Annotated in this window: 21 protein-coding genes; 13 read left to right on the top strand and 8 right to left on the bottom strand. The window is 70.6% G+C overall.

Annotated elements, in window-relative coordinates:
- Positions 1–166: 166 nt before the first annotated feature.
- Positions 167–862 (top strand): GntR family transcriptional regulator, encoded by a 696-nt coding sequence (locus OG303_RS14840; protein WP_405868694.1) that lies wholly within the window; start codon positions 167–169, stop codon positions 860–862.
- 140 nt (positions 863–1002) lie between these two features.
- On the opposite strand, the gene OG303_RS14835 is transcribed toward OG303_RS14840, so the two are convergent.
- On the bottom strand, positions 1003–1284 hold the full coding sequence (locus OG303_RS14835; protein WP_405868692.1) for an HPr family phosphocarrier protein: 282 nt from the start codon (positions 1282–1284) through the stop codon (positions 1003–1005).
- 210 nt (positions 1285–1494) lie between these two features.
- Between OG303_RS14835 and OG303_RS14830 the strand changes: the two genes are divergently transcribed.
- The 5 genes from OG303_RS14830 to OG303_RS14810 all read left to right on the top strand — a co-directional run bounded on the left by OG303_RS14830 (position 1495) and on the right by OG303_RS14810 (position 7918).
- On the top strand, positions 1495–4320 hold the full coding sequence (locus OG303_RS14830; protein ID WP_405868690.1) for a GNAT family N-acetyltransferase: 2826 nt from the start codon (positions 1495–1497) through the stop codon (positions 4318–4320).
- A gap of 55 nt (positions 4321–4375) precedes the next feature.
- Positions 4376–4972 (top strand): DUF5998 family protein, encoded by a 597-nt coding sequence (locus OG303_RS14825; RefSeq protein ID WP_405868688.1) that lies wholly within the window; start codon positions 4376–4378, stop codon positions 4970–4972.
- A complete protein-coding gene (locus OG303_RS14820; RefSeq protein ID WP_405868687.1) occupies positions 4972–6165 on the top strand; it encodes an alkaline phosphatase family protein in 1194 nt (397 codons plus the stop codon). The genes OG303_RS14825 and OG303_RS14820 overlap by 1 nt, the downstream gene beginning before the upstream one ends.
- A gap of 45 nt (positions 6166–6210) precedes the next feature.
- Positions 6211–6861, top strand: coding sequence for a thymidine kinase (locus OG303_RS14815; RefSeq protein ID WP_405868685.1), 651 nt, complete (start codon positions 6211–6213; stop codon positions 6859–6861).
- Positions 6862–7141: 280 nt separating this feature from the next.
- On the top strand, positions 7142–7918 hold the full coding sequence (locus tag OG303_RS14810; RefSeq protein WP_405868683.1) for an oxidoreductase: 777 nt from the start codon (positions 7142–7144) through the stop codon (positions 7916–7918).
- A 70-nt stretch (positions 7919–7988) separates the two neighbouring features.
- On the opposite strand, the gene OG303_RS14805 is transcribed toward OG303_RS14810, so the two are convergent.
- Together OG303_RS14805 and OG303_RS14800 are read right to left on the bottom strand one after the other, a co-directional pair.
- Positions 7989–8885, bottom strand: coding sequence for a LysR family transcriptional regulator (locus OG303_RS14805; RefSeq protein ID WP_405868681.1), 897 nt, complete (start codon positions 8883–8885; stop codon positions 7989–7991).
- 299 nt (positions 8886–9184) lie between these two features.
- Complete coding sequence (locus tag OG303_RS14800) at positions 9185–9988, bottom strand: VOC family protein (protein ID WP_405868679.1); 804 nt, start codon at positions 9986–9988, stop codon at positions 9185–9187.
- A gap of 285 nt (positions 9989–10273) precedes the next feature.
- Here OG303_RS14800 and OG303_RS14795 point away from each other — a divergent pair, with 285 nt between their 5' ends.
- Complete coding sequence (locus tag OG303_RS14795) at positions 10274–11125, top strand: sulfurtransferase (RefSeq protein ID WP_405868677.1); 852 nt, start codon at positions 10274–10276, stop codon at positions 11123–11125.
- Between the two features lie 98 nt (positions 11126–11223).
- On the opposite strand, the gene sepH is transcribed toward OG303_RS14795, so the two are convergent.
- The 3 genes from sepH to OG303_RS14780 all read right to left on the bottom strand — a co-directional run bounded on the left by sepH (position 11224) and on the right by OG303_RS14780 (position 15195).
- Positions 11224–12276 (bottom strand): septation protein SepH, encoded by a 1053-nt coding sequence (sepH, locus tag OG303_RS14790; RefSeq protein WP_405868675.1) that lies wholly within the window; start codon positions 12274–12276, stop codon positions 11224–11226.
- A 401-nt stretch (positions 12277–12677) separates the two neighbouring features.
- Entirely contained in the window at positions 12678–13997 is a 1320-nt protein-coding gene (locus OG303_RS14785; protein WP_405868673.1) for a D-arabinono-1,4-lactone oxidase, read from the bottom strand.
- Positions 13957–15195, bottom strand: coding sequence for an MFS transporter (locus OG303_RS14780; RefSeq protein WP_405868671.1), 1239 nt, complete (start codon positions 15193–15195; stop codon positions 13957–13959). Before OG303_RS14780 ends, OG303_RS14785 begins: the two co-directional genes overlap by 41 nt.
- 174 nt (positions 15196–15369) lie before the next feature.
- Between OG303_RS14780 and OG303_RS14775 the strand changes: the two genes are divergently transcribed.
- Together OG303_RS14775 and OG303_RS14770 are read left to right on the top strand one after the other, a co-directional pair.
- Positions 15370–16497, top strand: a complete 1128-nt coding sequence (locus tag OG303_RS14775; protein ID WP_405868669.1) for a ferrochelatase — start codon at positions 15370–15372, stop codon at positions 16495–16497.
- Between the two features lie 8 nt (positions 16498–16505).
- Entirely contained in the window at positions 16506–17321 is an 816-nt protein-coding gene (locus OG303_RS14770; RefSeq protein ID WP_405868667.1) for an inositol monophosphatase family protein, read from the top strand.
- Between the two features lie 123 nt (positions 17322–17444).
- Here OG303_RS14770 and OG303_RS14765 read toward each other — a convergent pair whose 3' ends face one another.
- Positions 17445–17609, bottom strand: coding sequence for a hypothetical protein (locus OG303_RS14765; protein ID WP_405868665.1), 165 nt, complete (start codon positions 17607–17609; stop codon positions 17445–17447).
- Positions 17610–18034: 425 nt separating this feature from the next.
- Between OG303_RS14765 and OG303_RS14760 the strand changes: the two genes are divergently transcribed.
- The 4 genes from OG303_RS14760 (at position 18035) to OG303_RS14745 (ending at position 21572) form a co-directional block, all read left to right on the top strand.
- Positions 18035–18688 carry a response regulator transcription factor gene (locus OG303_RS14760; protein ID WP_016432179.1) on the top strand — a complete coding sequence of 218 codons (654 nt, stop codon included), beginning with the start codon at positions 18035–18037 and terminating at the stop codon, positions 18686–18688.
- A 6-nt stretch (positions 18689–18694) separates the two neighbouring features.
- Positions 18695–19933 carry a sensor histidine kinase gene (locus OG303_RS14755; protein ID WP_405868663.1) on the top strand — a complete coding sequence of 413 codons (1239 nt, stop codon included), beginning with the start codon at positions 18695–18697 and terminating at the stop codon, positions 19931–19933.
- 396 nt (positions 19934–20329) lie between these two features.
- The gene (locus OG303_RS14750) at positions 20330–20626 is read left to right on the top strand and encodes a DUF4193 domain-containing protein (RefSeq protein ID WP_005481602.1); all 297 of its coding nucleotides are present in this window, start codon (positions 20330–20332) and stop codon (positions 20624–20626) included.
- A 13-nt stretch (positions 20627–20639) separates the two neighbouring features.
- Positions 20640–21572 carry a hypothetical protein gene (locus tag OG303_RS14745; RefSeq protein WP_405868661.1) on the top strand — a complete coding sequence of 311 codons (933 nt, stop codon included), beginning with the start codon at positions 20640–20642 and terminating at the stop codon, positions 21570–21572.
- A 24-nt stretch (positions 21573–21596) separates the two neighbouring features.
- Here the strand turns inward: OG303_RS14745 and OG303_RS14740 are convergent, their stop codons facing one another.
- The gene (locus OG303_RS14740) at positions 21597–22061 is read right to left on the bottom strand and encodes a DUF3093 domain-containing protein (RefSeq protein WP_405868659.1); all 465 of its coding nucleotides are present in this window, start codon (positions 22059–22061) and stop codon (positions 21597–21599) included.
- Between the last annotated feature and the right edge of the window lie 37 nt (positions 22062–22098).

Raw genomic sequence — 22098 nt, 5'->3', positions numbered from 1 at the left:
GAGACCCCGGCTCCCGAGCCGGGGTTTTCGGCTTTTCTGGTGCCCCGCTGTCCAAAAAATATCCATGGATTCCGGCCCGCCATCGGAAATTCCGGCTCCGTGCAATAGAGTCACGGAACACACGTCAATCATCGACGTTTCACGGGGATTAAGTCGGAGGTCGGTCATGCGTATTCCGGCGCACTCGGTGTGCACGGCGATCCGGGACGACATCGTCGCCGGTGTCTACGAGCGCGGCAGCCGGCTCACCGAGGAACTCCTCGCGCGCCGCTACGGCGTCTCGCGCGTGCCCGTCCGCGAGGCGCTGCGCACCCTGGAGGCGGAGGGCTTCGTGGTGACCCGGCGGCACGCGGGCGCGTGCGTCGCGGAGCCGACCGAGCAGGAGGCCTCCGACCTGCTGGAGATGCGCATGCTCCTGGAGCCGCTCGGCGCCTCCCGGGCCGCCCAGCGGCGCACCGAGGCCCACCTCAAGGTGCTGCGCGGCCTGGTCAGACTGGGCCAGGAGCGGGCCAGGAGGGGCAACAGCGAGGATCTGCGCTCCCTGGGGGGTTGGTTCCACGAGACGCTCGCCCAGGCCTCCGGCAGCCCCGCCTTGACCTCGATGCTGACCCAGCTGCGCCACAAGATCGCCTGGATGTACGCCGTGGAGGCGCCCGCCAACCCCGTGGAGTCCTGGGCGGAGCACGGCGCGATCGTCGACGCAGTGGCCCGCGGCGACAGCGAGCGCGCGCGTGCCGTCACGACGCTGCACACCGAGCGCTCCAGCGCGGTGCACCGGCTGCGGTTCGCCTCCGGCGGTGATCGCACCGACCGTGTGAGGAACTCGCAACATGCCGTAAACGTGACGGGTCTGCGGCATTAACGTGCGCGCCGTATACAAAGGGAGAAGAATTCGCTGGGGACTATTTCTGCTGCCCGGAATCAGAATTTGTGCTGCCCTGGCGCGGGAAATGCGAAGGGCTCGTCCGGTAATTCGGACGAGCCCTTCTGTGGTGCTTTGAATCAGACAGTCTCGGGAAGTTCCTCGAGACCCTCGGAAACCAGCTTCGCCAGCCGGTCGAGGGCGACGTCCGCGCCCTCGGCGTCGGAGGCGAGGACGATCTCCTCGCCGCCCTGGGCGCCCAGACCGAGGACGGCCAGCATGGAGGCCGCGTTGACGGGGTTGCCGTCGACCTTGGCGATCGTCACCGGGATACCTGCGGCCGTGGTGGCCCGGACGAAGATGGAAGCGGGGCGGGCGTGAAGGCCCTCGGCCCAGCCGACGTTGACGCGGCGCTCAGCCATGTGATGCTGCCCTTCAGAGTCTCAGGGTTGTCTAGACCAGTTTCCCACACGTGAAGCACGTCCGGAGCGGGCTCTTCGTCCCGTCCGGAGTGGGTCGTCGGACCGCGGCCTCGGCCCGACTTCCGTCCTTGTTCTGTTCTCGAGCGGACTGCCGTGTTCTCCACAGACTGCCTCGCGCCCGTGTCGGACGCGAGCCGTACTCTGGGCCCCATGCAGACCTCGCCGGACCGGCATGAGTACCCCGCACACTGGGAGGCCGACGTGGTGCTGCGCGACGGCGGCACCGCGCGCATCCGCCCCATCACCGTTGATGACGCCGAGCGCCTGGTCAGCTTCTACGAGCAGGTGTCGGACGAGTCGAAGTACTACCGCTTCTTCGCGCCCTACCCTCGCCTGTCCGCCAAGGACGTCCACCGCTTCACGCACCACGACTTTGTGGACCGGGTGGGACTCGCGGCCACAGTCGGCGGCGAGTTCATCGCCACCGTACGCTACGACCGCATCGGTACCGATGGCATGCCCGCGTCCGCGCCCGCCGACGAGGCCGAGGTCGCCTTCCTCGTCCAGGACGCCCACCAGGGGCGCGGCGTCGCCTCCGCCCTCCTCGAACACATCGGCGCGGTCGCCCGGGAGCGCGACATCCGCCGCTTCGCCGCCGAGGTGCTGCCCGCCAACACCAAGATGATCAAGGTGTTCATGGACGCGGGGTACACCCAGAAGCGCAGCTTCGAGGACGGCGTCGTACGCCTGGAGTTCGACCTCGAACCCACCGACCGCTCGCTCGCCGTGCAGCGCGCGCGGGAGCAGCGCGCCGAGGGGCGGTCCGTACGGCGGCTGCTCGTGCCCGGCTCCGTCGCCGTCGTCGGCACCGGCCGCACCCCCAAGGGCGTGGGCCGCAGCATCCTCGACAACATCCGCGACGCCGGCTTCACCGGGTCGCTGTACGCCGTGAACAAGGCGTTCCCCGAAGACCTCAAGGAGCTCGACGGCATCCCCGCGTACCGCTCGGTGCGGGACATCGACGGGCCCGTCGACCTCGCGGTCGTCGCCGTGCCGGCCGAGCAGGTCCCCGAGGCCGTCACCGAGTGCGGTGAACACGGCGTGCAGGGACTCGTCGTCGTCTCCGCCGGGTACGCCGAGAGCGGCCCCGAGGGGCGCGAGCGCCAACGCGAACTCGTACGGCACGCGCGCACGTACGGCATGCGGATCATCGGGCCGAACGCCTTCGGGGTCATCAACACGTCCCCCGACGTACGGCTGAACGCCTCCCTCGCCCCCGTGATGCCCCGCCCCGGCCGGATCGGCCTGTTCGCCCAGTCCGGCGCCATCGGCATCGCGCTGCTGTCCCGGCTGCAACGCCGCGGCGGCGGAGTCACAGGGGTCACGGGCGTCTCGACCTTCGTGTCGTCCGGCAACCGCGCGGACGTCTCCGGCAACGACGTCATCCAGTACTGGTACGACGACCCGGACACCGACGTCGTCCTCATGTACCTGGAGTCCATCGGCAACCCGCGCAAGTTCACCCGCCTCGCGCGCCGGACAGCGGCCGCGAAGCCGCTGGTCGTGGTCCAGGGCGCCGGATCCGCCCCGCAGGGGCACGCCGTACGGGCGACGCGGTTGCCGCACGCGACGGTGTCCGCGCTGCTCAGGCAGGCCGGGGTGATCCGGGTGGACACCATCACCGAGCTGGTCGACGCCGGGTTGCTGCTCGCACGGCAGCCGCTGCCGACCGGGCCGCGGGTGGCGATTCTGGGGAACTCCGAGTCGCTGGGGCTCCTGACGTACGACGCGTGTCTGTCCGAGGGGCTCAGGCCGCTGAGGCCGTTGGACCTGACGACGGCGGCTTCGGCCGAGGACTTCCACGCCGCACTGCTGCGGGCGTTGGGGGACGACTCGTGCGACGCGGTGGTGGTGACCGCGATACCGGCGATCGGGGAGGCGACGCCGGGGGACGCGAAGCTGGCGGAGGCGCTGCGGTCGGCGGCCGAGCAGGTTCCGGGCAAGCCGGTGCTCGTCGTGCACGTGGAGCTCGGAGGGCTCGCGGAGGCACTGTCGGCCGCGGCGAGTACCGCACCGCAGCCGGACACCGCGGCCACCGGCACCCGCCGGCTCCGCCCGTCACAGCAACTGCCCCCTCCTGTACGGGCGCAGGAACCCACCCCCGAAGCCTGCTCGCGCCTCATCCCCGCCTACCCCGCCGCCGAGCGCGCCGTCCGCGCCCTTGCCGAGGCCGTGCACTACGCCCAGTGGCGGCGCGAGATCGCCGAGCCCGGCAAGGTGCCCGAGTACGAGGACATCGACGAGAAGGGAGCCGCCGGGCTCATCGACGCGATGCTCGCGCGCGGGCAGGGCCTCACACTCGGCACCGAGGAGACGTGCGAGCTGCTCGGACGGTACGGGATCGCCGTACGCAGGGCGGTCCCCGTCTTCACCCCGGACGACGCCGCACAGGCCGCCGACACCCTGGGCTACCCGGTCGCTCTCAAGGCCACCGCCCCGCACCTGCGGCACCGCGCCGACCTGGGCGGCGTACGGCTGGATCTCGCGGACGAGGAGCAACTGCGGCGCGCGTATGCCGAGTTGACCGAGCTGTTCGGGAAGCCGGAAGAGTTGCGGCCGGTGGTGCAGGCGATGGCACCACGCGGCGTGGACACGGTCGTCCGGGCCGTCATCGACCCGGCGGCCGGGGCCGTCCTGTCGTTCGGGCTCGCGGGAGCCGCCTCCCAGTTGCTCGGCGACATGGCGCACCGGCTGGTCCCGGTCACCGACCGGGAGGCGGGTTCGCTGATCCGGTCGGTCCGGACGGCACCGCTCCTGTTCGGCTGGCGCGGCTCGACCCCGGTCGACACCCCTGCGCTGGAAGAGCTGCTGCTGCGGGTGTCCCGGCTGGTCGACGATCACCCGGAGGTCGTGGCGGTGACCCTGGAGCCGGTTGTCGTCGCACCCCACGGCCTGACCGTCCTCGGCGCCTCCGTCCGGCTGGCCCCGCCACCGGCCCGCGACGACCTCGGCCCGCGCACGCTTCCCGTCTACTGAGACGTGTGGGCGGACAGCCATGACCGGTGCCTCGCAGTCAGTGCACCCCCGTAGGATGGACGTCATGGCCAAGACCAGTACGACGACCCAGGGGCTGCGAGCGGCGATCGAGCGCAGCGGCTACTACCCGGCCCTCGTGGCCGAGGCGGTGGAGGCCGCCGTGGGCGGCGAGCCCATCCGGTCGTACCTGGTCCACCAGGAGACGACGTTCGACCAGAACGAGGTGCGGCGGCATGTGACCGTGCTCGTCCTCACCGGCAACCGCTTCATCGTCAGCCACACCGACGAGCAGGCCGCGGACAGCACCTCCCCGACGCCGTACGCCACGACGTCGACGGAGTCCGTGAAGCTCGGCCGGATCTCGTCGGTCGTGGTCAGCCGGGTGGTCGCCAACCCGGAGCAGTACACGGTGGGCACCCTGCCCCGCGAGGTCGTCCTGACCATCGGCTGGGGCGCCGTCGCCCGCATCGACCTCGAACCCGCGGCCTGCGGCGACCCCAACTGCGAGGCCGACCACGGGTACACGGGCAGCTCCACGGCGGACGACCTCAGCCTGCGCGTCAGCGAGGCCGGGGACGGCCCGGAGACCGTGCGCCAGGCGCTCGCCTTCGCGCAGTCGCTCTCCGAGGCGACCGCGGACGTCACCCGCTGATGGTTCAGCCCATTTCCTGGGACTCCCACCCGGAACCCCTCGCCGTCGACTCCGCGCCGCTCCCCGAGTACGGCAGCGGTTCCCTCGCGGACCTGCTGCCCACGCTGGCCGCCGGCATGGCCGTACCGGGCATGACCGCAGCGATCACCGAGCTGGCCCCCACCGACCGGAACTGCGTGTTCCTGATCGACGGCCTGGGCTGGGAGCAGCTGAAGTCGCACCCGGACGAGGCGCCCTTCATGACCTCGCTCCTCGGCAGCTCGCGCGGCGGCACCGGGCGCCCCCTGACCACCGGCTACCCGGCGACCACCGCGACCTCCCTCGCCTCCGTCGGCACCGGCCTGCCGCCGGGCGCGCACGGCCTGCCCGGCTACACCGCGCGCAACCCGGAGACCGGCGAGCTGATGAACCAGCTGCGCTGGCAGCCGTGGACCTCCCCGCGCGCGTGGCAGCCGTACCCCACGGTCTTCCAGCTCGCCCACGACGCGGGCGTGCACACGGCCCAGGTGACGTCGCCCCACTTCGAGAACACCCCGCTGACCAAGGTCGCGCTCAGCGGCGGACGGTTCCACGGGCGGCTGTCCGGCGAGGACCGCATGGACCTCGCGGCCGAGCAACTGGCCGCCGGCGACCGCTCCTTGGTCTACACGTACTACGCCGAGCTCGACGGCGCCGGCCATCGCTACGGCGTCGAGTCGGACACCTGGCGCGGCCAACTCATGCACGTCGACCGGCTCGTGCAGCGCCTCGCCGAGCAACTCCCGCCGCGCACAGCGCTCTACGTCACCGCCGACCACGGCATGATCGACGTCCCCTTCGACGAGCAGCACCGCATCGACTTCGACGAGGACTGGGAGCTGCGCGCCGGCGTCGCCCTGCTGGGCGGCGAAGGCCGGGCCCGGCACGTGTACGCGGTGCCGGGCGCCGAGAACGACGTGCTGACCTGCTGGCGCGAGGTGCTCGGCGAGCAGTTCTGGGTGGCCTCGCGGGACGAGGCGATCGCGGCGGGCTGGTTCGGCCCGCGGATCGACGAGCGCGTCTACGCCCGTATCGGAGACGTGGTGGCGGCCGCGCGGGACGACGTCCTGATCATCGCCTCCGAGCGGGAGCCGAAGGAGTCGGCGATGGTCGGCAACCACGGTTCGATGACCCCTGCCGAGCAGCTGATCCCCCTGCTCGAAGTACGCTCCTGAAGCCCGACCTCCGAATCCTCTCCGCCGAAAGGTGCTCAACTCGCCATGTCCGAGCTGGTGTTCTTCTCCGGAACGATGGACTGTGGGAAGTCGACGCTGGCTCTGCAGCGAATCTACAATCGGTCGGCGCGGGGTCTGCAGGGCGTGATCTTTACGCGTGACGACCGGGCGGGGGAGGGCAAGCTGTCTTCGCGGCTCGGTCTGGTGACGGACGCTGTCGAGGCCGCGCCGGGGATGGATCTGTACGCCTATGTCGTGGGTCGGATGTCGCAGGGCGACAGGGTCGACTATCTGATCGTGGATGAGGCGCAGTTCCTGGCGTCGGAGCAGATCGACCAGCTGGCACGGGTCGTGGACGACCTGGACCTCGACGTCTTCGCCTTCGGTATCACGACCGACTTTCGGACCAGGCTCTTCCCGGGCTCGCAGCGGCTGATCGAGCTGGCGGACCGGATAGAGGCCCTCCAGGTGGAGGCGATGTGCTGGTGCGGGGCGCGTGCCACACACAATGCCCGCACGGTGGGCGGCGAGATGGTAGTGGAAGGCGAGCAGGTCGTCGTCGGCGATGTGAACGGCCCCGTCGCGGAAATCGGCTACGAGGTGCTGTGCCGACGTCATCACCGCCGCCACATGACGAGCGCCGCTGCGCGTGCCGGCGTGCTCTCGCCGGACGTTCTGCCGATCGATCCGGCCTGAGCCGCGAACCCGCCGGCCACGTGGTCGGCCTGATGCTCGCCGCCGTCCTAGGACCGAGCATGGGTCAAGAGGCCGTCTTCTCCCGCTGTTTCAGCCCGGGGACATAGGAACTCCCTATAGCGCGTACTGACATTTCGTCTTTGCCTCCGGTTCTTTCTCCTACGTACCGTGAAACAGCTCGACGAGGTGCTCACCGCGATTTCTCCGAAGATTCGCGCTCTGCGCACGCCGATCCTTCTTCCGTCGAGCGGACCATTACGCGATCGAAAGGACCGGTGGCATGACCACGATCGAGAACGGATCGGGAACGCGAGAACTCAAGGGAAAGCGGGCCCTGGTCACGGGTGGTTCTCGCGGAATCGGAGCGGCCGTCGTGCGCCAACTCCTGGACGCGGGCGCCGAGGTGCTCACGACCGCCAGGTCGGCGACGAGCACGGTGCCGGAGGGGGCCGCCTTCGTGGCGGCCGACGTGCGGACGCGGGCTGGAGCGCAGGCGCTCGCCGCGGCCGCGCAGCAGGTGCTCGGCGGGGTGGACGTCCTGGTCCACAACGTGGGTGGGGCGCGACCGTACAAGGACGCTTCGGCCATTCCCGACGAGGAGTGGCAGGACGCGCTGGACCTGAACTACCTGGCGTCGGTGCGGCTGGACTCGCTGCTGGTACCGGGGATGCGGGAACGGCGTTCGGGGGTCGTCGTGCACGTCTCCTCGGCCGCGGTCCTCACCCCGCTGGGACCGTTCCTGCACTACACGGCGGCGAAAGCGGCGCTGGAGAACTACAGCCGGGGACTGGCCCTGGAGCAGGCCCCGTTCGGAATCCGCGTCAACACCGTGACTCCCGGCCGAGTCGCCACCCCCGGCGGAGAAGAAACGCGGGAGCAGTGGGCGCGCCTGGACCTGACGCCGGGCCAGACCAACGCCGACGACACCCCGCCGCTGGGGCGCGAGGGTCAGCCCGACGACATTGCCCACGCGGTGCTGTTCCTCGCGTCCGAAAGGGCGAGTTGGCTGACCGGGAGCAATCTCGTCGTGGACGGCGGCGAATTCCCCAGGCGGTGACGCCGACGGAATTCCGGAACGCCGGTTTCGGCGAAAGGAATTCAACGGCGCCCCGATTCCTTCCCGGCCGTCAGGACGCCGGTGAGAAGAATGCGGGTTCGGGCCAGCTCTCCTGACGCAGGAATTCGAGCAGGGCCGTCTCTGCCGGTCCCGCACCGGGCCGGAGCACGGCGATGACGGGCTGGGACACGACCGGGAACACCGGGCGAACGAGGTGCTCGTGACCATGGGGCACCGCGGAGGCCGGGACGAGCGTCACCCCCAGCCCGTGGGCGGCCCAGCGCACGGCCGTCGCCGTCTGGGACACGCGGGCGGCGGTCGTCGGGGTCGGGTCGTTGTCCCGCAGCACGTCCAGCAGTACGGCGTCGAGCACGCTGTCACGGTCGAACCTCACCCAAGGCTCCCCCTTCAGTTCGCGCAGCTCGACCCGGTCCGCGGCGAGCCGCGGGTGCCCGGCGCCCAGCACCACGACGAACTCCTCGTCGCCGAGGTGGTGGGCGTCGGCGGGGCTCCGTTCGCACGCCGCCATCAGGGCGAGATCCAGCACGCCACGGCGGCACAGCCGCTCCAGCTCGGCGGAGTTCGGCTCCTCGAAGACGGTGACCTCCAGTCGTGGGAAGCGGCGACGCAGGGCGCCCAGCGCGCCCGGCAGCTGCCGCGTGCCCAGGCCCAGTTGCACCGCGACCACCAACTCGCCCACCAGCTCATCGGCACCGGCCCGCGCCGTCGCCCTCGCCCGCCGTGCCGCGTTCACCGCGACCTCCGCCTCCCGCAGAAACGCGCGGCCGACCACGGTGGGCACCAGTCCGGTCGGCGTGCGGGCGAACAGTTCCACGCCGAGCTCCCGCTCCAGGCCGCGGATCTGCTGGGACACCGACGGTTGAGCGACGCGCAGCAGCTCCGCCGCCGCCGTCACCGAGCCCTCCTCGGCAACAGCCAGGGCGTACTCGAACTGACGAAGGCTCATCGGCTCCCGTCCCCTCCCTGGGCCGGCCTCCAGGAGGGAGGGCCACCCCGTTGTTTCGTTGTACTGGTAAGCGGTTGTGCCCTCCCGTTATTTCGTCCCGGGACGACGAGTTGGATCACGGCATCGGAGTGGGCCGAGCGGGTCTCGCGGTCGTGGGCCGGGCGGCGGCGAAGCATCAGCCGGCCGTAGCTCCGCTCCACCGTCCAGCGCTTTGGTGGCGGGGTAGATCCCCTGCCCCCGGCGCCTGCAATCAGTCGGAGGCCGAGGGTTACGAGGTCAGGACCCGGCCCGCCCGCGTCTCAGCGCGGGCTTTCGATCAGGGAGAAGCGGGCGCCCTCGGGGTCGGCGACCGTGGCCACGCGGCCGTGGGCGCTGTCCATGGGCGGCTTGAGGACGTGGCCGCCCAGGTCGACCAGGCGGCCGACCGCGTCGTCCGTGTCGGCGACTTCGAAGTACGTGATCCAGTGCGGACCCCGGTCGCGGGGAAGGGAGTTGCCCACGCCGTGGATGCCGGCGACCGGGCGGCCCTCGATGTGCAGGGCCACGTAGTCGAAGTCGGCGGAGACGACCGGCTCCTCCTCGTAGCCGAAGACCGTCTCGTAGAACTTGGCCACGCTCGCCGATTCGAAGGTCAGCAGCTCGTTCCAGGCGGGGGTGCCGGGCACGCCCGTGATGGCCGTGCCGTGGTGTTCCGCGGCCTGCCAGATGCCGAAGACGGCGCCGGAGGGGTCCGAGCCGATCGCGAGGCGGCCGGCCTCGGCGGCGTCCAGGGGGCCGACCCCGATGGTGCCACCGCACAGCCGTACCGTTTCGGCGGTCACGTCCACGTCGTCCGAGGCGAGGTAGGGCGTCCAGGCGATGGGCAGATGACGGTCCGGCGGCAGCTGGCCGATGCCGGCCACCTCGTAACCGTCGAGCAGGGCCCGGGAGTACGGACCGAGCTGCTGGGGGCCCGGCTGGAACTCCCAGCCGAACAGCGAACCGTAGAAGTCCTGGGTCGCGGTCAAACCGTGCACCATCAGGCTCACCCAGCAGGGCGTGCCGGGCGCGTGCCGAGCGTGCGTCTCGCCGTTCGGGCCGGCCGACCCCCGTGCCTCGGTCATCGTCACTCTCTCCTCGACCCCTCGCGGTGGCCGTGTCGCTTCCGCTCTCCGGAATCCCCGTGCCGATGCTCGCACCACCGGTGCTGCCGCGCGCTTCGGGCGCGCCGCTCGCCCGGAGGATGCCCGGTGTGCGGTTTCTCGTCCGCTTCTGTGCGATTGCCGACGGATGGCGATCAGCTGTACAGCATGTGCCCGAACCCGTACGCCTCGTGATCGGGCCTGTCCGGCGGAGCAGAGTAGTCGGACCCGGACGATGCGGCCACCCCGTGCGCAAGGATGGTGGCCATGAACGCCATCATCTCCGCTTCCGAACTCGCCGGCGACCTGGCCGGGCGGACCCCGCCCGTACTGCTCGATGTCCGCTGGCAGCTCAGTGTGGCCAAGGCGGCCGGCGAGCCGCCCTTCGACGGCCGGGTCGCGTACGCGGCCGGGCACATTCCCGGTGCCGTCTACGTCGACCTGGACTCGGAGCTCGCCTCCACCCCGGGTGAACGCGGCCGCCACCCGTTGCCCGACCTCGAGGTGTTCGGCGCCGCGATGCGCCGGGCCGGCGTCTCGGCCGGGACGCCGGTGGTCGTGTACGACGGCGGGCAGGGCTGGGCCGCCGCGCGTGCGTGGTGGCTGCTGCGCTGGACGGGTCACCCGGACGTGCGGGTCCTCGACGGCGGGTTGCCGACCTGGGAGGGCCCGTTGGAGACGTCCGTGCCCACGCCGGCCGAGGGCGACTTCGAACCGGTGTCGGGTGGTGCGGGACTGCTGGACGCGGACGGCGCGGCGGCGCTGGCGCGGGCCGGGGTGCTGTTCGACGCACGAGCGGGGGAGCGGTACCGCGGCGAGGTGGAGCCGATCGACCGGGTCGGCGGCCACATCCCGGGTGCGGTGTCGGCGCCCACGAACGAGAACGTGGCGGCCGACGGGCGGTTCCGACCGGCGGAGGAACTGGCCGAGCGCTTCAAGTCCCTTGGCGCGTCCGACGGTTCGGAGGTCGGCGTGTACTGCGGCTCGGGTGTCTCCGGGGCGCACGAGGTGCTGGCACTGGCCGTCGCGGGGGTCAACGCGGCCCTGTACGTGGGCTCGTGGTCGGAGTGGTCGTCGGATCCTTCGCGGCCGGTGGCCGTGGGACCCGATCCCCGCTAGTCCGGCGACGAGGGGCAACGAGAAGGCGAGGGGCAAAGAGCAGGGGCAGCGCCTTTCGATGCTGCCCCTCAACTCTCGTGTCACTGTCGTACGACTGCCTACTCCTGCTTCTTGCGCCGCGTCCCGAACACGATCTCGTCCCAGCTCGGCACCGCCGCACGACGGCCCGGGCGGACGCCGTCGGCCTCGGCCTGGCGGTCCGTGGCGCCGACGAGGCGGTCACGGTGACTGGTGACCGCGCGGGGCATGAGGACGTCCGCGTAGGCGGAACCTGCCGAGGCCGCGGGCGCAGGGGGTTCCTCCGCCTCGGGTTCGGCGGGGGGCTCCTCCGGCGGTGGCGGCGGAGGCGGGGTGTCCACCGGGCGCTCCGGGACCACCAGGTCGCCGCGGAAGCTCGGCACCGCCTCCAACAGGCTGGTCAGCGAGTCCCGTTCGCTCGTGCTCTCCTCGACGGGCTCGGACGCCTGCGCCGGCAGGCTCGGCCGCTCCCGGTCGAGGGCGCGGTCCAGCGGGCGGTCGCGCGGCAGCCGTGCGATACGCGGTACGAACGGAAAGCTGGGCTCCGGCGAGGTCGCGAGGTCCTCGGACTCGCCGATCAGCGAGCGCGCCTCCTCGTCGACGGCCTGGACGAGCCGCCGGGGCGGGTCGTACGTCCAGCTCGCCGAGTGTGGTTCGCCCGCCACCCGGTAGACCAGCAGGACTTCCCAGGTGCCGTCGTCGCGGCGCCACGAGTCCCACTGCACGGTGTCCTTCTCGGCGCCGCGCAGCAGCAGCCGCTCCTGGACGGTCTCGCCGAGCTGGGGTCCGGCGTTCTCACCGGGGCGGCGGACGGGCGTCTTGCGGGCCCGCTCGGCCATGAACGCGCGCTCCGCGAGCACGGGGCCCTCGAAACGGCGTACCCGGTCGACGGGGATACCGGCGAGTTGGGCGACCTCTTCCGCGGAGGCACCGGCACGTATACGCGCCTGAATGTCACGGGGGCGGAGATGGCTCTCCACCTCGATCTCGATCTGGCCGAGGCGGGGACGGTCGCCGCGGACCGCCGCACGCAGCCGTTCGTCGATCGGAAGCGTGTACTCCGTAGAGTCGGCAGCCTTCAGCACCAGCCGTGTGCCGTCATTCGAGACGGCCACGACACGCAGTTCGGGCATGGGGACCTCCCGGGTGGTGCCTGCCGACGTCACGTGCGTCGCTGCTTCCGCTAGTCGAGTGTGGCCTGCCCGGGTGCAGCCTGCCACAACCTTGCCGAGTTGCCCGGCGTGTCGGGCACTGGCCCTGCAACGCCGTTATGGCACGGTTACCTATTCGCAACGCTAAGTGACATACTCCGTCACCCTGTGCAACTAGCCCCCTCCCGGCGGTCCTTGAAGGTCACGGACGCCCTGGCGGGAGACCGGACCCAGGGCTCGCAACAGTACTCCATTCGGGCCACGTGCGTGGGTGGCACGCCGCTCAACTTCTGGCAAGGGGCGTGTCCCGGCCGCCCGTTGAGCGGTTTCCGGGATCTTGAACGTGGCGTAGTTCACGGAATCGTCAGAAACGGAACCAATGGCTACGACCCCAACACCCGCCGCAGGTAGTCGTTCTGGAAGCGCCGGTCCGGATCGAGCCGGTCCCGCAGCGCGGTGAACTCGTCGAAGCGCGGGTAGACCCCGGAGAAGTACTCGGCGTCCCGGGTGTGCACCTTGCCCCAGTGAGGCCGGCCCTCGTGGGCGGTGAAGATGCGCTCGGCGGCGGTGAAGTACGCCTGATACGGCGTCCCCCGGAACATGTGGACGGCGACGTATGCGCTGTCGCGGCCCGAAGCCGTGGACAGCGTGATGTCGTCGGCCGGGGCGGTACGCACCTCCACGGGGAAGCTGATCCGCAGGCCGGAGCGGTCGACCATCATCTTCAGCTCGCGCAGCGTCTCGGCCAGGGCCTCGCGCGGAACGGCGTATTCCATCTCCACGAAACGCACCCGGCGCGGTGAAGTGAAGACCTTGTACGGAATGTCGGTGTAAGTGCGCGGAGACAGGGCCTTGCTGGAGATCTGGGCGATCGTCGGGACCGTTGCGGGCGCCGCGCGGCCGACCCACTGGGCCACCTGGAAGACGCCGTTGGAGAGGAACTCGTCCTCGAACCAGCCCGCGACCTGGCTCACCGGCTTCTCCGGGCCCGCGCTGCGGTTGTTGCGCTTGGTGTTGGTGCTGCCCGTGTGCGGGAACCAGTAGAACTCGAAGTGTTCGTTCTCGGCCCAGAGTTCGTCGAACTCGGCGAGCACCTTGTCGAAGGGCATCGGCTCCTCGCGCGCCGAGAGCAGGAAGATCGGCTCCACGGCGAAGGTGATCGCGGTGACGATGCCCAGGGCGCCGAGGCCGATCCGGGCGGCCGCGAAGACCTCCGGATTCTCCTTCTCGGAGCAGCTGAGCACCGAGCCGTCGGCCGTGACCAGCTCAAGTCCCTTGATCTGGGCGGATATCGACGCCGATTCGCGGCCCGTGCCGTGCGTGCCGGTGCTGGTGGCGCCGGAGACCGTCTGCTCCATGATGTCGCCCATGTTGGTCAGCGACAGACCCTCGCGGGCCAGAGCCATGTTGAGCCTCTTGAGCGGGGTGCCCGCCTCGACCGTGACAGTCATGGCATCGCGATCAATCTTGCGGATGCCGGTCAATAGTTGAGGGCGGATCAACACACCGTCGGTGGCGGCGATGGACGTGAAGGAGTGCCCGGCGCCGACGGCCTTCACGGTCAGGCCGTCCTCCGCGGCCTTGCGCACGGCCGCCGACAGTTCCTCCACGGAGGCCGGCTCGACCTCCCGCGCGGGACGGGCCGCGACGTTGCCGCCCCAGTTACGCCACGTGCCGTTCTTCCCGCTCGCTGTGCTGCTCAACGGTGCCTCCCCGACGCGGAGCCGGCCTGCTGAGCCGGCGGTACCCCAGGAAACCGACCGCGACCGCGACGGCCCCGGACACCGCCGGAACCCCGTACCCGGCACGCGCGCCGGCCGCGTCGATGACCCAGCCGGCCACGGAGGAGCCGAGCGCGACCCCGACCGCGAGCCCGGTGCTCACCCAGGTCATGCCCTCGGTCAGCTGCGCGCGTGGTACGTGCTCTTCGATGAGGGACATCGTCGTGATCATCGTGGGAGCGATGGACAGGCCCGCAACGAACAGCGCCACGGCCAGAAACGGCAAGTTTCCGACCAGTAGGAGGGGGATCATACTCACGGCCATCGCGCATATGCCCAGCAGCCAGCGACGTCCGGGCGCCCCCTTGAAGTGCAGAAGCCCGAACACGACCCCCGCCGCGCAGGAACCCGCCGCGTACAGGGCGAGCACGACGCTCGCGGCGGCCTTGTGCCCCCGCTCGTCGGCGAAGGCCACGGTGACCACGTCGACCGCCCCGAAGATCGCCCCGGTCGCCACGAACGTGGCCACCAGGACCTGCAGTCCGGGGGAGCGCATCGCCGTACCGCCGCCCTGTTTCTCGCGCGGGTGCGGCTCGGGCTCGGTGGCGCGCTGGGCGGTCAGCCAGAAGACGCCGATCGCCAGGAAGCCCGCGGCGAGCAGCGGCCCCGCCTCCGGGAACCAGGCCGTCGACAGGCCGATGGAGATGATCGGCCCGAAGATGAAGCACACCTCGTCGATCACGGACTCGAAGGAGTACGCGGTGTGCAGCTGCGGAGTGCCCCGGTACAGGGCGGCCCAGCGGGCGCGGATCATCGCGCCGAGACTCGGCACGGAACCGATGCCGGCGGCACACACGAACAACACCCAGTCCGGCCATCCGAAGTGCGCGGCGAGCAGCAGCCCGGCCGCCGCGACGAGCGCGACCAGCGTCGCCGGGCGCAGCACCCTGCGCTGCCCGTGCTGGTCCACCAGTCGGGAGATCTGCGGCCCGAACGCCGCGGCCGCGAGCGCGATGGTGGCCGACAGGGCGCCCGCGAGCCCGTAGCGCCCGGTGAGTTGGGAGATCATCGTGACCACGCCGATGCCCATCATCGACAGCGGCATCCGGCCGAGGAGGCCCGCGGTGGAGAAGCCCTTGGAGCCGGGGGCTGCGAACAGGGCGCGGTAGGGGCTGGGCACGGGGTCTCCGATGGGTACGGCTCAGTAAGGTGCGAACGCGGCTGATACAGCTTACGAGTGAGGTAACCCTAATGCACCCGGTCAGCTGCCGGTGAACGTGTCCAAAAAGGGGCCCGCCCCCGCTCGTCACCCCGCCGTTTCCCGGCCGTCAGTGCCGGGTGGCAGGATCGACCCATGTCAGACGCGCTCGATGCCACTCCCTACGACGCCCTGCTCCTGCTCTCGTTCGGCGGCCCGGAGGGCCCGGACGACGTGGTCCCGTTCCTGGAGAACGTGACGCGTGGGCGCGGCATCCCCACGGAACGCCTGAAGGAAGTCGGGCAGCACTACTTCCTGTTCGGCGGGGTCAGCCCGATCAACGACCAGAACCGCGCCCTGCTGGACGCCCTCCGCAAGGACTTCGCGGGACACGGTCTTGATCTGCCGGTCTACTGGGGCAACCGCAACTGGGCGCCCTACCTGACGGACACCCTGCGCGAGATGGTCGCCGACGGCCGCCGCCGCATCCTGGTCCTGGCCACCAGCGCCTACGCCTCGTACTCGGGCTGCCGCCAGTACCGCGAGAACCTCGCCGCCTCGCTCGCCGCCCTTGAGGCCGAGGGCCTGGCGCTGCCGAAGGTCGACAAGCTGCGGCACTACTTCAACCACGAGGGCTTCGTGGAGCCCATGGTCGCCGGCGTACTGCAGTCCCTGGCCGACCTCCCCGAGGACGTACGGGACGGCGCGCACCTCGCGTTCTCGACCCACTCCATCCCGACCGCGTCCGCGGACACCTCCGGCCCGGTCGAGGACCACGGCGACGGCGGCGCGTACGTCGAGCAGCACCTGGAGGTCGCGCAGCTGATCGCCGACGCGGTCCGCGAGCGCACCGGCGTCGACCACCCCTGGCAGCTCGTCTACCAGTCGCGCTCCGGCGCCCCGCACATCCCGTGGCTCGAGCCCGACATCTGCGACCACCTCGAGGAGCGGCAGGCGGCCGGTGCCCCGGCGGTCGTGATCGCTCCCATCGGCTTCGTCTCCGACCACATGGAGGTCCTCTACGACCTCGACACGGAGGCCAAGGCCAAGGCGGCGGAGCTGGGCCTGCCGATGCGCCGCTCGGCCACGGTCGGCGCCGACCCGCGCTTCGCCGCCGCGATCCGCGACCTCGTCCTGGAGCGCGCGTCCGTGGAGCGCGGCGAGGAGGTCACGCCCTGCGCCCTCGGCGAGCTCGGCGCGAGCCACAACCTCTGCCCGGTCGGCTGCTGCCCGGCCCGCGCCCCCCGCCCGGCCGCCGCGGGCGTCGACAGCCCCTACGTCTGAGGAGCCCCGTGACCGACCCCCTGCACCAGGAACTGCTCGCGCTGGCCCAGGAGGCCGCCCGCCGCGCCGGGGAGCTGCTGCGGGACGGCCGCCCGGCCGACCTCGCGGTCGCCGCGACCAAGTCGAGCCCCATCGACGTGGTCACCGAGATGGACATCGCGGCGGAGAAACTGATCACGGACCTGATCTCCGAGCGCCGCCCGGACGACGGCTTCCTCGGCGAGGAGGGCGCCGCCACCGAGGGCACGAGCGGGATCCGCTGGGTGATCGACCCGCTCGACGGCACGGTCAACTACCTGTACGGACTGCCCACTTGGGCCGTCTCCATCGCGGCCGAGCAGGACGGCGAGACCGTCGTCGGAGTCGTCGCGGCCCCGATGCGCGGCGAGACGTACCACGCGGTCCGCGGCGGCGGAGCCCGTGCCACGGGCGCCTGGGAGGGCGAGCGCGAACTGTCCTGCCGCCCCGCGCCACCCCTCGACCAGGCCCTGGTCTCGACGGGCTTCAACTACGTCACCGAGGTCCGCACCCACCAGGCCGAGGTCTCCCGGAAGCTGATCCCCCTCCTGCGCGACATCCGACGCGGCGGCTCGGCCGCGGTCGACCTGTGCGACCTCGCCTCCGGCCGCCTCGACGGCTACTACGAGCGGGGGCTGCACCCGTGGGACCTCGCTGCGGGCGACCTCATCGCCCGGGAAGCGGGCGCGCTGACCGGTGGCCGCCCCGGAGAGCGCCCCGCATACGAGCTGGCTGTCGCCGGTACCCCGGGCGTCTTCGAGCCGCTCCAGCGCCTCCTGGAGGACTTCGGCGCCTGGCACGACTGAGAATCCGACCGGCAGGCGGATTCACGGCCAACAGCGCGTGAACGCCGTCGTACGACAACGCAGCGGGCCCCCGGCGCTGGATTCGCCGGGGGCCCGCTGTTTTACATACGCGCTGATCAGACGCTAGGCGCTGACCTCCACACCGTGCTCGGCGGCAAGGCGGCGCAGGTCGTCGAGCTCTGCCTGCTCCACCTCGACGAGGAAGTCGTCGCCCTCGTCGCGAGCCCGCGTCAGGTCGGACTCGGTCGTCCTTATGCGCTGCAGAAGTCCTGCGGTGAATGCGTCCATGCTGCGCCCCCTCGTCCTGGGTCGTGGGTCGGTGGCACGGGGGTGTGCCGTTCGGAAGGGGCGATCACGACTCCTGCAGGTGCCCAACGCTGCCGCGCCGGGCGGCGACAGTGCCGGACACCCACGCCCACTCTGCGGAAAGCGGATTGCGCCGTGCCGCATGGTGCTGCGGCACTAGCAGAGCGTGATCGCGGGGTATGAACCGTCCTCCCCCCGCTCCCTTCCACGGAAACCTCAACCCGGCGAGAAAATCTGGCATTCCCGGGTCTCACACCCGTCCTTCATCCGGCCCTCATCCGTAGCCCACCCGTCTTACAGCCGACTTATGGCCGAAAAGGGCAGGATGGAGGCACACACCGATGAAGACCCCTGCCCGAGTGTGCCCTTCAGGCGCTACGCGGGTGGACACAGGAAGGACAAGCGACGTGCGCGTACTCGTCGTCGAGGACGAGCAGCTGCTCGCCGATGCGGTGGCCACCGGACTGCGCCGGGAGGCCATGGCCGTCGACGTCGTGTACGACGGTGCGGCCGCCCTGGAGCGCATCGGCGTCAACGACTACGACGTGGTCGTCCTCGACCGTGACCTCCCACTCGTGCACGGCGACGACGTGTGCCGCAAGATCGTCGAACTCGGCATGCCCACGCGCGTGCTGATGCTCACGGCCTCCGGCGACGTCAGCGACCGTGTCGAGGGCCTGGAGATCGGCGCCGACGACTATCTCCCCAAGCCCTTCGCGTTCAGCGAGCTCATCGCACGCGTGCGTGCCCTCGGCCGGCGCACCAGCGTGCCGCTGCCGCCCGTGCTGGAGCGCTCGGGCATCAAGCTCGACCCCAACCGCCGCGAGGTCTTCCGCGACGGCAAGGAGGTGCAGCTCGCGCCCAAGGAGTTCGCCGTCCTGGAGGTGCTGATGCGCTCCGAGGGCGCGGTCGTCTCCGCGGAGCAGCTCCTGGAGAAGGCCTGGGACGAGAACACCGACCCGTTCACCAACGTCGTGCGCGTGACGGTCATGACCCTGCGCCGCAAGCTGGGCGAGCCACCCGTCATCGTCACCGTGCCCGGCTCCGGCTACCGGATCTGATGCGCGATGGCCGCAACACCCGCTCTCCCCACGGCACCTCCCAAGCCCACCTGGGACCCCAGGAAGCCCGAGCCGCCCTTCCCCTGGCTGCGCCCGACCATCCGTATACGGCTCACGCTGTTGTACGGCGGCATGTTCCTGATCGCCGGCATCCTGCTGCTGTCGATCATCTACCTGCTGGCGGCCCAGGCCCTCCATGAGGGCAGCGGCCAGTCCTTCCAGGTGTCCGGCGCCAACCTCGACATCACCAGCCCCACCTGCCCCGCCCTGAACTCGGCGTCGCCGAACGACTTCAACACGATCCTCAAGCAGTGCGACGCCGTCCAGCGCCAGCACGCCCTGGACGACCTGCTCAGCCGTTCGCTGCTGGCCCTGCTCGGCCTCGCCGTGATCGCTTTCGCCTTCGGCTACGCCATGGCCGGCCGCGTCCTGTCGCCGCTGGGCCGGATCCTGCGCACCGCGCGCGCGGTGGCGGGCTCGGACCTGTCCCGCCGGATCGAACTGGACGGCCCGGACGACGAGATCAAGGAACTGGCCGACACCTTCGACGACATGCTGGAGCGCCTCCAGCGCGCCTTCACCGCCCAGCAGCGCTTCGTCGGGAACGCCTCGCACGAGCTGAGGACACCGCTGGCGATCAACCGCACGCTCCTCGAGGTACACCTGTCCGATCCGAACGCGCCGGTGGAGCTCCAGCAGCTCGGCAAGACGCTGCTGGCCACCAACGAGCGCAGCGAGCAGCTCGTCGAGGGGCTGCTGCTGCTCGCCCGCAGCGACAACCAGATCGTCGAGCGCAAGCCGGTGGACCTCGCCGAGGTCGCCGAGCAGGCCGTCGACCAGGTGCTCTCGGAGGCGGACGCCAAGGGCGTGGTGATCCGCGGCGAGCAGAAGCCGGTGGTCGTCCAGGGCAACGGCGTGCTGCTCGAGCGGATCGCCCTGAACCTCGTACAGAACGCCGTGCGGTACAACGTGCCGGACGACGGCTGGGTCGAGGTCACCACCGAGGCCCAGCACGGCCAGGCGGTCCTGGTCGTGACCAACACCGGACCCGTCGTACCGGCGTACGAGATCGACAATCTCTTCGAGCCCTTCCGGCGGCTGCGTACGGAGCGCACGGGCAGCGACAAGGGCGTCGGTCTCGGTCTGTCCATCGCCCGGTCCGTGGCCCGGGCACACGGCGGGCACATCTCGGCACAGCCGCGTGAAGGAGGTGGGCTCGTGATGCGGGTTGCGCTGCCGATCTGAGACCATGTCGCCGACACACGGGGGATGTTCGCTTTGCGCGGAATTTTCTGGCCGCCGAATGGGCTTCCCTGTGTGTGATCGATCACAAGGGCGATTTTCCAGCCATCTACTCTCCGTGATCATCAGAGCAGTCGGAAAGCCGGGATAATCCGGGTTTTCGGGTGTCCTGATCACGGGAAGTACAGGGTGAGACGCCTTTGAAGTGCGGCATGGGGACCGTGTACGGTCCCGTTCGCCATCCAAGCCGATCACTCTTGAGGAGTCCGGTTGGGTGTCGATTGAGTAACAGACCTTGATGTGAGGCAAAATCTCCGCCTCGGGTCGGGCACAAGTCCGGCCTCTCACGCGTTACGTGCGCTGGAGACACCGCAGACACCCAGAGGGGGAGAGCGCGACATGGCAACGGATTACGACACCCCACGCAAGACCGACGACGACGTCGACTCGGACAGCCTTGAAGAGCTGAAGGCCAGGCGGAACGACAAGTCGACCTCCGCAGTGGACGTCGACGAGTTCGAGGCCGCCGAAGGCCTGGAGCTGCCCGGAGCAGACCTCTCCAATGAGGAGTTGGCTGTCCGGGTGCTGCCCAAGCAGCAGGACGAGTTCACCTGCATGAGCTGCTTCCTGGTGCACCACCGCAGCCAGCTGGCCCGGGAGAAGAACGGCCAGCCGATCTGCCGCGACTGCGACTGAGGACGGGTCGGCCGTGACTGGCTCGACCCCTCCTTGGAAGCGCCGCTCCCTTCCGGGGGCGGACGAAGGGCCGCCCGCCGGCCCTCACGGCGCGCGTGACGACGAGCGGGGCTCATCCGGTACGACCCCAGGTAACACGGGGTCTACGGGATCGGCCTCGCTCGAACCGGCGGTCGGACGTGACGACCTCCCGGCGCTGTCGCAGACCCCCGCGCCCGTCGCCAGGCGACGGGTCGCGGTGATCCGTGACAAGGCCAGGGAAGGCGTCCGCAAGGGCGGCAGCGCCGCCAGGGCGGGCCTGGCGTACCTCGCCGACCGCATCATCGAGAACGCCCCGCGGATCCCCGTACGGGACCTCGCGGCACTCCGCAGGCAGTTCCCGGGCCTGGGGCCCGAGCAGCTCGCGGACAAACTCGTGGCGGGCGCGGCCGCCGCCACGTCGACGGTCGGAGCGGGGATCGGAGCGGCGGCCATGCTGCCCGTGCCGCCCGCGATGCCGACGGAACTCGCCGCCGAGATCACCGGAGTCGCCGCGATCGAGCTGAAGCTGATCGCCGAACTCCATGAGGTCTACGGCGTACGCCCGGCCGGCAACCTCAAGCAGCGCAGCACCGCGTATCTGAATTCGTGGTCGGGAGAGCGCGGGATCGACGTGACCAAGCCGTCGACCGTGAGTTCGGCCCTGAACGGCCACATGAAGCGCGAACTGCGCCAGCAGATCATGAAGCGGACGGTCCGCGACCTGCCGAACCTCATGCCCTTCATGGTCGGAGCCGCGGTAGGGGCGGTCATGAACCGCCGGGACACGAAGAAACTGGCGGCGCGGATTCGTAAAGACCTGAGAAAGATTCAGGTGCCCTGGGACGCGCTTCCCGAACTCCCGCCCCTGGAGGCTCCGGAGGATCCGCTGACGATGGGCGAGATCCGCAAGGAGCTCGGGCCCTGAGACCCCTGGTGAGGGGCCGCAGCGTTACGCGACGGCTTCCCTGGCCGTCTTCAGGGCCTGCGCCAGACGCTCCGGCTCCCGCGTCGACAGGTACAGATACGGCGTCGGGTCCTGCGGGTCGGTGACCTCCACGCGCAGGGCCGTGGGGATGTAGGCGCGCAGCAGGAGGAAGGCGCGGGTGTCGGCCTTGTAGGTGCGCCAGGCGCGCGCTTCCTCCGGGTCCATGACGACTGCCTCGCCCAGGGCCGTGACCGGGATCTTCGCCTCGCCCGCGATCAGCGAGCCGCCCACCACACGGATGCGGACCGAGCCGTACGAACTCGCCACGACCGCCGTCGCCGCCGTGCCGCCGACCAGGCCGCCGAGCATCGGCAGCGTCCCGAAGGGCAGCAGGATCAGGGCGAACGAGACGCCCACCAGGAAGGAGATCGCCCACCACGTGCGAGGGGCGGTGAGACGTTCTTCGTAAGGGGTGGCGGAGAGCTGCATGGAGCCAAGCTTGACACGGTGTCCGGATATGGCCGAC

The sequence above is a fragment of the Streptomyces sp. NBC_00005 genome, from assembly GCF_045160215.1.
Classification (GTDB): Bacteria; Actinomycetota; Actinomycetes; order Streptomycetales; family Streptomycetaceae; genus Streptomyces.
This window is presented reverse-complemented; position numbering and strand designations above follow the sequence as displayed.